This is a genomic window from Acidovorax delafieldii (assembly GCF_007993815.1).
GTDB lineage: Bacteria > Pseudomonadota > Gammaproteobacteria > Burkholderiales > Burkholderiaceae_C > Acidovorax > Acidovorax delafieldii.
This window is the reverse complement of the sequence record NZ_VJWE01000017.1, coordinates 224,803-237,192: the sequence shown is the minus strand read 5'-3', so window position 1 is coordinate 237,192 and position 12,390 is coordinate 224,803. Positions and strand designations below refer to the sequence as shown.

10 protein-coding genes are annotated in these 12,390 nt (G+C 65.9%); 9 read left to right on the top strand and 1 reads right to left on the bottom strand.

The annotated features are described in order from the left end of the window. Positions 1 to 33: 33 nt before the first annotated feature. The 9 genes from flgE (at position 34) to ATF69_RS20580 (ending at position 10,739) form a co-directional block, all read left to right on the top strand. Complete coding sequence (flgE, locus tag ATF69_RS20620; protein WP_056065656.1) at positions 34 to 1,314, top strand: flagellar hook protein FlgE; 1,281 nt, start codon at positions 34 to 36, stop codon at positions 1,312 to 1,314. A 46-nt stretch (positions 1,315 to 1,360) separates the two neighbouring features. Then, on the top strand, positions 1,361 to 2,101 hold the full coding sequence (gene flgF, locus ATF69_RS20615; protein ID WP_056065654.1) for a flagellar basal-body rod protein FlgF: 741 nt from the start codon (positions 1,361 to 1,363) through the stop codon (positions 2,099 to 2,101). Between the two features lie 43 nt (positions 2,102 to 2,144). After that, positions 2,145 to 2,927: a flagellar basal-body rod protein FlgG gene (gene flgG / locus ATF69_RS20610; protein ID WP_110961860.1), complete on the top strand. Its 783-nt coding sequence runs from the start codon at positions 2,145 to 2,147 to the stop codon at positions 2,925 to 2,927. A 38-nt stretch (positions 2,928 to 2,965) separates the two neighbouring features. Further along, a complete protein-coding gene (locus ATF69_RS20605; RefSeq protein ID WP_055398313.1) occupies positions 2,966 to 3,688 on the top strand; it encodes a flagellar basal body L-ring protein FlgH in 723 nt (240 codons plus the stop codon). Between the two features lie 265 nt (positions 3,689 to 3,953). Continuing rightward, positions 3,954 to 5,105, top strand: coding sequence for a flagellar basal body P-ring protein FlgI (locus tag ATF69_RS20600; protein WP_146872119.1), 1,152 nt, complete (start codon positions 3,954 to 3,956; stop codon positions 5,103 to 5,105). A 51-nt stretch (positions 5,106 to 5,156) separates the two neighbouring features. Further along, on the top strand, positions 5,157 to 6,074 hold the full coding sequence (flgJ, locus tag ATF69_RS20595; protein WP_146872118.1) for a flagellar assembly peptidoglycan hydrolase FlgJ: 918 nt from the start codon (positions 5,157 to 5,159) through the stop codon (positions 6,072 to 6,074). A gap of 25 nt (positions 6,075 to 6,099) precedes the next feature. Further along, positions 6,100 to 8,076 (top strand): flagellar hook-associated protein FlgK, encoded by a 1,977-nt coding sequence (gene flgK / locus ATF69_RS20590; protein ID WP_146872117.1) that lies wholly within the window; start codon positions 6,100 to 6,102, stop codon positions 8,074 to 8,076. Positions 8,077 to 8,104: 28 nt separating this feature from the next. Continuing rightward, positions 8,105 to 9,358 (top strand): flagellar hook-associated protein FlgL, encoded by a 1,254-nt coding sequence (gene flgL / locus ATF69_RS20585; protein WP_146872116.1) that lies wholly within the window; start codon positions 8,105 to 8,107, stop codon positions 9,356 to 9,358. A gap of 136 nt (positions 9,359 to 9,494) precedes the next feature. Beyond that, complete coding sequence (locus ATF69_RS20580) at positions 9,495 to 10,739, top strand: HDOD domain-containing protein (protein ID WP_146872115.1); 1,245 nt, start codon at positions 9,495 to 9,497, stop codon at positions 10,737 to 10,739. 68 nt (positions 10,740 to 10,807) lie between these two features. Here the strand turns inward: ATF69_RS20580 and ATF69_RS20575 are convergent, their stop codons facing one another. Then, positions 10,808 to 12,304: an aminotransferase-like domain-containing protein gene (locus ATF69_RS20575; RefSeq protein ID WP_146872114.1), complete on the bottom strand. Its 1,497-nt coding sequence runs from the start codon at positions 12,302 to 12,304 to the stop codon at positions 10,808 to 10,810. Between the last annotated feature and the right edge of the window lie 86 nt (positions 12,305 to 12,390).

Here is a 12,390-nt window from a genome sequence, read left to right as displayed (position 1 = left end):
GCCTGCTTCGTATCGCGTCAACAGGAGAACACCATGAGTTTTCAGCAAGGCCTGTCCGGCTTGAACGCCGCCAGCAAGAACCTCGATGTCATCGGGCACAACATTGCCAACTCCAACACCGTCGGGTTCAAGGCCTCGCGGGCCGAGTTTGCCGAGATGGTGGCCTCTGCCATCGGCTCTGCAGGGGGCTCCAATGCAGGCATCGGCGTAGAAGTGGGCGCCGTGGCGCAGCAATTCACCCAGGGCAACCTGACCATCACCGGCAACAGCCTGGACGTGGCCATCAATGGCAATGGGTTCTTCACCCTCACGCTGCCCGATGGCACCGCCGCCTACACCCGCTCCGGCAACTTCAAGCTGGACAAGGAAGGCAACATGATCACCAACGACAACGCGTCGGTGATGGGCTACCCGGTAGACCCGGTGACGGGTCTGCGCACCGGCACCGACCCCATCCCCATGGTGTTCCCGACCGCCGAGCCAATTCCCGCCAAGCAGACCACCAAGATCACGGCGGCCTTCAACCTGGACGCCCGCGCCACCGACGCGGCGGGTAACCCCGCAGCCACGCCCCCCATCCCGGCCACGCCGCGCGCCACCTATGGCACGTCGATCAACGTGTTCGACAGCCAGGGCGTGGCCAAACCGGTGAGCCTGTACTTTCAGAAAACCGCCACCGCCAACACCTGGGACGTATACGACGCCCTGGACGACCCCACCGCTGTGCCGCCCGTGGTGGCCACGCCCATCGGCCAGATCACGTTCGACAACAACGGCGCCATCACCGGCCCGGTGGCCACGCCACCCGCCACGGGCTTTTCGCTGCCGCTCACCATCAACCCCACGCCGCCCAACCCCAATAACCTGCCCACCTATACCGTGGACGTGAGCCTGGACAAGGTGACGCAGTTCGGCAAGAAGTTTGCGGTGTCCAACCTGAGCCAGGACGGCTACACCTCGGGCGAGCTGACCGGCATCAACATCGAGAACAACGGGATGATCATGACCCGTTATTCCAACGGCGTGACGCGTGCCGAGGGCCAGCTGGCGCTGTCGAGCTTCCGCAATACGCAGGGCCTGGCCTCGGTGGGCAGCAACAACTGGGTGGCCACGTTCGAGTCGGGCCAGCCCGTCGTCGGCACCGCCACGGATGGCAGCTTTGGCTCGCTGCGCTCGGGCGCCCTGGAAGACTCCAACGTGGACCTCACGGCCGAGCTGGTGAACATGATGACTGCCCAGCGCGCCTACCAGGCGAACGCACAGACCATCAAGACGCAAGATCAGGTGATGTCCACCCTGGTGAACCTGCGCTGACCGGTTGAACCCCCACTGAACCCGCCCAGGACACCGGAGATCCCCCATGGACCGCATCATCTACACCTCGATGACAGGCGCCAACGCCGCTGCCCACCGGCAGGCGGTGCTGTCCAACAACCTCGCCAACGTGTCCACCGGCGGGTTCCGCGCCGAGATGTCCACCTTCCGCTCGGTGCCGCTGCAAGGCGACGGCGCCAAGACGCGCGTGTTTGCGCTGGAGGCCACCTCGGGCTACGTCAACACCCCCGGCCCTGTGCAACGCACCGGCCGCAACCTCGACGCCATGGCGGCCGGCAATGCCTGGTTTGCAGTGCAGGGGCTGGACGGCACCGAGGCCTACACCCGTGCGGGCAGCTTTGAGGTGTCGGCCACCGGCCAGCTGCTCACTCCCACCGGCCTGCCCGTGTTGTCCGATGGCGGAGCGCCCATCGACGTGCCGCCCGGTGCCGATGTGTCGCTCGGGTCGGACGGTACCGTGACCTCCAAGATCCCGGGCCAGCCCGCCCAGGCCATTGGCCGCCTCAAGCTGGGCACCCCCACGCCGGAAGACCCGCTCAAGCGCGGCGACGACGGGCTGTTTCGCACCACGTCGGGCGACCCCATGCCCAACGACGCCAACGCGCGCATGCTGTCGGGCGCGCTGGAAGGCTCGAACGTGAATCCGGTCGAATGCATGGTCGGGATGATCGCTGCATCGCGCCAGTTCGAGCAGCAGATGAAGCTGCTGCAGACCGCCGAAACCAACGACAAGACCGCCAGCCAGCTGCTGAGCATGAACGGCTGATGCCGCTGCCACCCCCAGCACGCACCCGCCATAAGGAAGCACCATGATCAACTCCCTCTGGATCGCCAAGACCGGCATGTCTGCCCAGCAGACCCAGCTCGACGTCATCTCGCACAACCTGGCCAACGTCTCCACCACGGGCTACAAGCGCAACAACGCGGTGTTCGAAGACCTGATCTACCAGAACCTGCGCCAGGTGGGTGCCAACACCACCGAACAAAACCAGCTGCCCACCGGCCTGCACCTGGGCCTGGGCGTGCGCACGGTGGCCACCAGCCGCAACTTCATGCAGGGCAGCCTGCAGGAGTCCAAGAACAACCTGGATGTCGCCATCAACGGCAACGGCTTCTTTGAAGTGACCATGCCCGATGGCACCGTGGGCTACACCCGCGACGGCTCGTTCCAGGTCGATGCGCAGGGCCGCATGGTCACGTCCAGCGGACTTCCCGTGGTCAACGGCATCACCATTCCGGCCAACGCCACCAGCATCACCATCAGCGCCGAAGGTGCCGTGGCAGTCACGGTGCCGGGCAACACACAGCCGCAGACCGTGGGCAACCTGGCCATGGCCAGCTTCATCAACCCGGCCGGCCTGGAGCCCATCGGGCAAAACCTGTTCAAGGAATCCGCTGCGTCCGGCCAGCCCCAGCAGGGCACCCCCGGCACGAACGGCCTGGGCATCATCAAGCAGGGGTTTCTGGAAGCCTCCAACGTCAACGTGGTGGAAGAGCTGGTCACCATGATCCAGACCCAGCGCGCCTACGAGATGAATTCCAAGGCCATCCAGACCTCGGACCAGATGCTGGCCAAGCTCGCCCAGTTGTGACCGAAAAGCCCCTCGCGCTTTTGCCCAGGACCTTCGCCATGCGCACTTTCACACGCCCTCTTCGCCTGCTGCAGGCACTTGGCTCGCTGCGTGCGGGTATCCCCGCGCTGGGCGCAGCACTGCTGTGTGCCGGCTGCGCCACCCTGTCGCCACCGCCGCCGGTGGACATCCTGCCCACCACCCCACCCCCGCTCGCCGCTGCACCGCGCACCCCGCCCCCGGTGACGGGCGGGCTGTTCCACAACGCCAGCTACCGGCCCGCTTTTGAAGACCGCCGCGCGCGCCTGGTGGGCGACAACGTGACCATTCAGATCGTGGAGAACGTGACGGCCAGCCAGAAGTCGTCGTCCACGGTGGACCGCACCTCCGAAGTCTCTGCCGGCGTGACCGCCCTGCCCTTCACCAGCAAGACCTTCACCGACAAGCTGGGCGTGGGCGCCAATTCGGGCAATGCGTTCTCCGGCAAGGGCGGCACCGAAAGCGCCAACACCTTCACCGGTTCCATCACCGCCACGGTGGTGGATGTGCTGCCCAATGGCCACCTGGTCATCACTGGCGAAAAGCAGATCGGCGTGAACCAGAACGTGGATGTGCTGCGCTTTTCGGGCACGGTGGACCCACGCGCGCTGCAACCCGGCAGCATCGTGAACTCGACCCAGGTCGCCAATGTGCGCGTCGAATCGCGTGGACGCGGCGCACAAAACGAAGCCCAGGCCATGGGCTGGCTGGGCCGGTTCTTCAACACCGTCACGCCGTTCTGACCGCACTGGGTGCACCGCAAGCGCCCATTTCCCCAGTCCTTCCGGCATCCGACGGACGGCTGGGTGCGTCCTTTCACCACTACAAATTTGATAGCTATTGGCGCATTTAGCACTAGCGCCTCTGGCCGTTTTTACTCAAAAACCGCCGCCCACAGCGCTCACGTGCCGTTTCTGCGCGCACCTTGCCGACGCGGCTTCAGACCCAGCCAATAAGCCGGTGAACCCGCTTCTTTTTGGGTTTTAGTTCTGGCCATGGCCTACCACAATGGATGCCATGAAAGCCTCGTCCCACTCCCTCTTGACCCGCACCGCGCGCGTGCTGTGGCTGCTGCTGGCCCTGGTGGCCGCAGGGCTGACAACGCCTGCACAGGCCTTGCGCATCAAGGAAGTGGCGGCGGTGCAGGGCGTGCGCAGCAACCAGTTGACCGGCTACGGCCTGGTGGTAGGGCTGGACGGCACGGGCGACCAGACGACGCAGATGCCCTACACCACGCAGGCCATGTCCAACTACCTGCAGCAGATGGGCATCAGCCTGCCACCCGGCACGGCGTCACAGCTGCAGCTCAAGAACGTGGCAGCGGTGATCGTCACGGCGCAACTGCCCGCCTTTGCCCAGCCGGGCCAGCAGATCGACGTGAACGTCTCGTCCATGGGCAATGCCAAGTCGCTCAAGGGCGGCACGCTCATCGTCACACCGCTGCGCGGCGCTGACGGCGAGATCTATGCACTGGCCCAGGGCAACATGGTGGTGGGCGGCGCTGGCGCGTCAGCCGGTGGCAGCAAGGTGCAGATCAACCACCTGAGCGCAGGCCGCATCCCGCTCGGTGCGCAGGTGGAACGGGCCGTGCCTACCCCGCTCAACGAAGGCGACACCATCAACCTGGGCCTGAACGCCTCTGACTTCCAGACCGCCCGCCGTGTAGCCCAGGTGATCAACGCCAAGCTGGGCAACGGCCTGGCCACCGCGCTGGATGGTCGCACGGTGCAGGTGCGCGCTCCCATCGACCCCGGCGCCCGCGTCGGCTTCATTGCCGACCTGGAAGAGCTGCCGCTCGAATCCTCCACGCCCTCTGCCAAGGTGGTCATCAACGCCCGCACGGGCTCGGTGGTGCTCAACCAGTCGGTCACGCTGGGGCCTTGTGCCATCGCCCACGGCAACCTGTCGATCACCATCAGCTCCACGCCCGTGGTCAGCCAGCCCAATGCGTTCTCGCAGGGGCAGACGGTGGTCACGCAAAAGAGCGACATCACCATCAACCAGGAACCGGGCAACGTGATCCAGATGCCCGCGTCGCCGCAGCTGGCCGACGTGGTCAAGGCCCTCAACACGCTGGGCGCCACACCCGGCGACCTGCTGGCCATCCTGCAGGCCATCAAGGCTGCCGGCGCGCTGAACGCCGAGCTGGAGGTGATCTGACATGGCTCGCCCTGCTGCCGCCGCTGCGCGCACCATCCACCGGGAGCGACCATGGCCCTGACCCTGCCCTCGTCCAGCACCTCCAGCCCCTCGAACGCGCTGGCGGTCGATATCCGCTCGCTCAACTCCCTCAAATACGACGCGGGCACGAGCAACAGCGCACAGGTCACGCGCGAGGCAGCCAAGCAGTTTGAATCGCTGTTCATGCGCGAACTCATCAAGAGCATGCGCGACGCCACCATGAAGTCCGGCCTGATGGAGGGCGAGCAGGCCAACCTGGGCCAGGACATGCTGGACCAGCAGCTGTCGGTCAACATGTCGGGCCTGCAGGGCGGCTTGTCCGAAGCCATCGCCCGCCAGCTTTCGCGCCAGATGGGCGGTGCGGACACCAACTTCTCGGTGCCGTCCACGCTGAGCCTGCCGCAGGCACAGAACCGGTCTGCGACCTCCGCCACCACGTCTTCCGTCGAAACCACCCTGCCCGTCCCCAAGGGCCGCGAAGGCTTTGTGCAGCACCTGAGCGGCACCGCCGAGCGCGTGGCGCAGGAAAGCGGCATTCCCGCCAGCTTCATGCTCGGCCAGGCTGGACACGAAACCGGCTGGGGCAAGAGCGAGATCAAGACCGCCAACGGCGGCAACTCGTTCAACCTGTTCGGCATCAAGGCGGGCAAGGGCTGGACCGGCAAGGTGGCCGAGATCACGACCACCGAATACATCAACGGCACACCGCGCAAGGTGGTGGCCAAGTTCCGTGCGTACGACTCGTACGAGGATTCCTTTCGCGACTACGCCAAGCTGATCACCGACAACCCGCGCTACGAAAGAGCCCAGGCCACCGCCAAGACGGGCTCTGCCGTGGCCTACGCGGCCGAGCTGCAAAAGGCCGGTTACGCCACCGACCCGGAGTACGCCAAGAAGCTCAGCGGCGCTATCAACAGCGCGCTGCGTGTACAGCGCGCCCAGGCGTGATGGACGAGAAGAACCGAGGTAAGCCATGAGTCTGCTCAACGTCGGCGCCCGCGCCCTGCTGGCCAACCAGGTGGCCCTGCAGACGGCAGGCCACAACATTGCCAATGTCAACACACCCGGCTATTCGCGCCAGACGGTGGTGCTGCAAACCGTCCAGGGCCAGTTCACGGGCGGTGGCTACATCGGCCAGGGCGTGGATGTGCAGACCATTCTGCGCAACCAGAGCGAGCTGCTCACGCGCCAGTCGGCCGCGGCTGGATCGACCCAGGCGGCCGACGCCATCCGCGCCCAGCGCCTGAGCCAGTTGCAGGAAGTGTTCAGCGGCGGCACCCAGGGCCTGGGCGCCGCCATCAACGACATGATGAACGCGTTCTCGGACGTGGTCAGCAGCCCCACCGACATCACCGCACGCACGGTAGTCCTTACGCGGCTGGACGAAACGGCCGCACGCATGCGCACCGCCAGCGACCGGATCAACGAGATCGAGTACACCGTCAAGGAACAGCTGCAGAGCAGCGTGACCGCCATCAACAGCCTGGCCACGCAGATGGCGGCCATCAATGAGCAGATCGCCCGGGCCACCGGCAACGGCCAGAGCCCCAACGACTTGCTGGACCAGCGCGACCAGATCATCCGCGACATCAACCAGTATGTGCAGACCACCCAGATCCCGGCGGATGACGGCACCGTGGGCCTGTTCGTGGCGGGCAGCCAGCCCCTGGTGCTGGGCAGCACGGCCGCCAGCCTGTCGATCGACGATGCAACGACTTTCCCGGGCAGCGGACAGTCCAAGCTGTTTTTCAACCGCCCCGGTGCCACCCCCGTGGAGCTGGACGAGAACGTGCTGGGCGGTGGCAGCGTCTCGGGCCTGCTGCGCTTTCAGAACACGGACCTGAGCGAAGGGCGTAATCTGCTGGGCCGCATGGCACTTGCCATCGGCATGACGATGAACGACCAGCAGAACCTGGGCCTGACGCTCGATGGCGTGCCAGGCAAGGATCTGTTCGCCTTGCCCACCAGCATGCCGGGCCACACCAACGGCGCAGGCGTGGGCACGGTGTCGTTCACCGGCCCCACGCAGTTTGCTGCGTCCGACTATGAGATTCGCTTCACCACGGGCACAGCCGGGCAGGTGGTGCGCCTGTCCGACGGTCAATCAACCCCGTTCACCAGCGCTGCCAACCTGGCCACGCTGCAGATCGATGGGCTCAACTTCAACCTGACCACGCCCGGCAACCCTGGCGAGCGCATGCTGTTCAAGCCGTTCAGCACGGCTGCCAACAACATCCAGGCGCTGGTGTATTCGCCGCGCGACCTGGCAGCCGCCAACCCCATCAACGCCGCCATGGGCACGGCCAACGGCGGCACCATGCAGCTGGGCAGCCTCAAGGCCACGGGCCTGCCCAACCCGCCGGGGCTGGTGCTGCCGGCAAATGCCAACCCAGCAGCCATTCCGCCCATCCTGGGGGGTATCCAGTTGCAGTTCACCGCCGGGCCGCCCACGACCTACGACGTGCTCGACCGCGGGACCGCGCCACCCACCTCGCTGGCGACTGCGCAGCCCTACACCTCGGGCCAGCCCATCTCGATCAACGGCTGGCAAATCACGCTGCAGGGCACCCCCAAGACGGGCGACACCGTGGTGATCGGCAATGCGCTGGACCCGCAGTACGGAGACGCCTACACCCGCAACGCAGGCAACGCGAATGCCCTGATGGGCCTGCGCGACGTGAAAATGTTTGACGAGTCCACCCTCACCGACGGTTATGCGGGTGCCATTGCCCAGGTGGGAACGCGCACCCAGAGTGCCAAGTTTGCAGAACAGCTGTCTTCCACCATTGCCGCCAACCTGGAGCGCGACCGCACTGCAGTGTCGGGAGTCAACCTGGACGAAGAGGCCGCCAAGCTGATCCAATACCAGCAGGCCTACCAAGCCTCGGCCAAGATGATCCAGATTGCGCAGAACATTTTTGATTCGCTGATCCAGGGCCTGGGCCGATAAATTCCGCCCCTGGCGTGAGGAGTTCGACATGAGCACAAACATCTACCGCGTCGGCACGGCCAACATGTACGACAACGCGCTGCGCAACCTGGGCGCGCGCCAGACCAGCCTCACCACGCTGCAAGAGAACCTGACGTCAGGCAAACGCGTGGTGCGCGCCAGCGACGACCCAGTGTCGGCAGCCCAGGCCGAGCGGGCCCTCAACCGCCTGTCGCGCATCCAGACTGAACAACGTGCGCTGGAGACCCAGCGCAATGCCATTGCGCAGGCCGAATCGTCGTTGGGTGATGCGGTGAGCTTGGTACAGAACTTCCGCGAGCTGGTGGTGAACGCTGGCAGCGCAACACTCACCCCCAACGACCGCGCCACCATTGCCAACCAGCTGCAGGGCCTGCGTGAGCAACTTGTGGAAGTGGCCAATCGCAAGGACACCAATGGCATCCCGCTGCTGGGCGCGCTGGGCAGTGCCCTGGCACCGTTCCTGGGCCCACTGAGCAGCAGCCCCGACTACGTTTTTGACGGCTTGCCGGGCCAGACCGCCAGCAATGGCGTCACCATCCCCGGCACCGTGGACGGCGACGCCGCCTTCATGTTCGACCCCAACCGCGATGGCGTGTACACCGCTAGTGTCAGCGCGATCCCCAACGCCCGCCAGCTCACCACGACTCCCATCACGCCTGTGGACAAGAGCCTGATCACTGGTGACAACTACACCATCACCTTCAGCGCGGTGGGTCCGGGCGCCACGACCGGCACCAGCACCGCCACCTACACGCTGACCAACACCACGACGGGTGCCGTATCCGCGCCGGTCACAGTGCCTGACTACCCCACCGACAAGCCGGTCACTATTTCCGTCACCGGCATTCCGGGGCTGACCTTCGATATCAAGGGCAACCCCGGCAACGGCGACACCGTCACCCTGCAGCCCAGCCCCAGCATGTTCAGCACGCTGGACAGCGCCATCAATGGCATCCGCAACGCCCCCAACAGCAACGCAGCCATCCAGGCCGTGGGCCAGGCGCTGGCCAACGTGGACGTTGGGCTGGAGCGGCTGCACAACATCCGCGGCTTTGCCGGCGAGCTGCTCAATCGCGCAGACCGCATCACCGGCGACCAGGACAAGCGCTCCATCCAGCTGGAAGGCGACCGTTCGCGGGCAGAGGATCTCGATATGATCAAGGGCATTTCCGACTTCCAGAACCAGCAGGTGGGTTATGAGGCTGCACTCAAGTCCTATGCGCAGGTTCAGAAGTTGTCGCTGTTTAACTTTATTGGCTAGGAGCCTGTGCGGCAGAGGGTGTTCGGGCGCAGAGCCCATCGCACCCTGTGCCAGCAGGCTTCAGCACCGGCTGGTGCACCGTGGCGACACCCATCCCGCGAGCGCTGGCTGGCCCTGTTTTTTTGCCTGAGAGCCCATGGTCCAATCCGTCCTAGGTAGCCTGATCCTGGGCTACCGCCCTTTGTGGAACCGCGCCCGCAAACTCGCAGGCATCCAGCTGTATGCCCACAACGAGGCCTCGGCAACCGTCGATGGCGGGCACCTGCTGCGCACGCTGCAGGAGCTGTGGTCGGCCAGCTCGCCGCCGCTGCTGATCTCGGCACAGACCCGCCAGCTGCTGTGCGACCTGCTCGAAAACGCGCCACGTGCTGCACCGTGGATCGAGGTGCGCGGCGAGTGGCTGTCGGACTCTGCCATCTATGACCGCGTGAAGGCCGCGCACCAGCGCGGGCTGCGCATGGTGTGGCGGGGCGACATGGACAAGCTGCCCGAGCCCGAGATTGCCCGCTGCTTCGACAACAGCCTGCTGACCTTGCGCCCGGAAGACGCCGTGGCTGCGCTGCAAGCCACGCCCCCACGCCCAGGCAGTGCCGCCGCCGCAGCAGGACCTGTTGCCAAACGCACCCCCAGCCCGGTGCTGGCTGGCCAGATGTACGAAAACATCGCCAGCCGGGCACTCATGGAGCACTGTCTGGACCAGGGCAACGCGATGGCGCTGGCTGGGTGGCCGACGGAGGACGTGCTCTACAGCCTGCGCCACCACCCGCAGCAGCCCTCGCACGCGGTGATCTTCAAACTCATGAAGGCCATCGACGACGAGCAGTCGCTGGAAACCTTTGAAGACATCATGGGCGAGGACCCGCTGCTCGCGTACCGCTTCATGGTCTATACCAACTCGGCCGCCCTGGGCCTGCGCACCGGCATTGATTCGCTGCGCCGGGGCCTGGTGATGATGGGCTACAGCTCCATCAAGCGCTGGCTGTCCGACCAGCTGCCCCATGCGAGCACCGAGGCCAACATGCAGCCGGTGCGCGAAGCCATGGTGATCCGCGCACAGCTCACCGCGCGGCTGCTGGACGCGGGCATCGAGAACGACCTGCGCCGCGAGATCTACCTGTGTGGCCTGCTCTCCCAGCTCGATGAGCTGCTGGGCGAGCCCCTGGGCACCATCCTCAAGCGCCTGCCCCTGTCCGAACGCATCTACGACGCCACCGTGTTGCGCACTGGCCCCTACACCGGCGGTCTGCAGATGGCGTGTGCACTGGAGACAGATGACGCCAGCGCCATCCGCCAGCTGTGCGAGACCTTCGAGATGGACCTGGAAGAGGTCAACCGCGCGCTGCTGCGGGTGTTGTCTGACCTGGAAGTGGAAAGAAAGTAGGCCCCTGCGCCGGTTTCGGTGGGCGACACCACCATGCGATTGCGCGACCCCAGGGCAATGTCTGCGGCTCACCGCCCTTGCTCAGCCCGCACACGCTCAAAGATGCGCCAGAACGCCGCGTCCTGCGTCGTTGCAAAGTTGATGCGCATGAGCGTACTGGGTTTGCGCTCGGCATGGAACAACGCACCGGGCGCCAGCAGATAGCCTTCGTCCAGCATGCGCTGCGACAGCGCATCGGTGTCCACCCCGGTCTCCACCCAGCCAAACAGGCCCACCGGCTCGGCCGCAAAGGTGCAGCCCGCCCCCAGGGCGAGCTTGACGCTGCGCGCGCGTGCGGCATCCAGCCGGGTGCGGATGCGTTCGGCGTGGCGGCGCAGCTGGCCCTGCTCGATGCACAGTGCCAGGGCCTTCTCCAGCAGCGCCGGGGTGGTCAGCGTGGCCAGCAGCTTGGTGTCCAGCAATTGCTCCACCAGCGCAGGCGGCGCAGCCATGAAGCCAATGCGCCAGTTGGGCGCCAGGATCTTGGCAAAGCCGCTCACATAGATGGTGCGCTGCAGGCCATCCAGCGCCGTGAGGCGCGTGGCGTGCTCCGGCGCTATGTGGCTGTAGGTGTCGTCTTCCACCACATGGAAGTTGTGCTGGTTGGCCAACTGCAACACGCGGTGGGCACTGCCCGGCGTAAGGCAGTAGCCCGTGGGGTTGTGAAACACGCTCACGCTCACGTAGAGCTTGGGCTTGTGCACCTCGCAGTAGCGCGCCATGACTTCCAGATCCGGGCCATCGGCGCGGCGCGGCACGGGCAGGATGTGCATGCCCAAGGCGGCCAGCCGCGCAAACTCCACTGCCCAGCCGGGCTCCTCCACCATGACCGGGTCGCCCGGGCGCAGCAGGGTGCGGCTCACGATGTCCAGCGCATGCGTGGCCCCCACGGTGGTGATGATGTTCTCAGGCACCGTGTGCACGTTGAGCGTGGACAGCTTTTTGGCCAGCACGCGCCGCAGGCCTGCATCGCCCAGCGGCTCGCCATACTGCAGCGAAAACTCCTGCAGGGCGCGCGAGTTGGTGACCTTGCGCACGGCGGCGGGCATGAAGGTGGACTCCAGCCAGTCGGGCGGAAAGACCCCCATGCCGGGCTGGGGCTTGTCGCTGATCTTGTGGAACATGCCCCGGATCAGCGCCGTGGCGTTGACGGGCGACACCCCTGGACCCGCGCTGCCGGCGGCACGCGCCGCAAACCAGTGCGCCGTGCTCCAGTTGGCGGCAGCACTTTCCAGAGCCAGGTCGTCGGGGCGCGCGCGCGCTTCAAGGTCGCCATCGGCTGCATCCACCGCTCGGCCACTTTCGCGGACAAAAAACCCCCGGTTCTTGCGCGCCTCCACCAGGCCCTGCGCCAGCAGCTGGTCATAGGCCGCCACCACGGTGGACGGGCTCACCCCGTGCTGCTGCGCGCACTGGCGCACCGACGGCAGGCGTGCACCCGGCGCCATCAGGCGGTTGCGGATGCGCTCGGCAAACCGGGCGGACAGTTGTTCGGTCAGCGACTGGGTCGACGATTTCATCAGCATGGTGGCATTCCGCTCGCTGCGCCGCCAGGCGCCGGTGTGTATTGTTTTGCCGGGCAATACAGATTTGCAACTGCGCCGACTGTCTG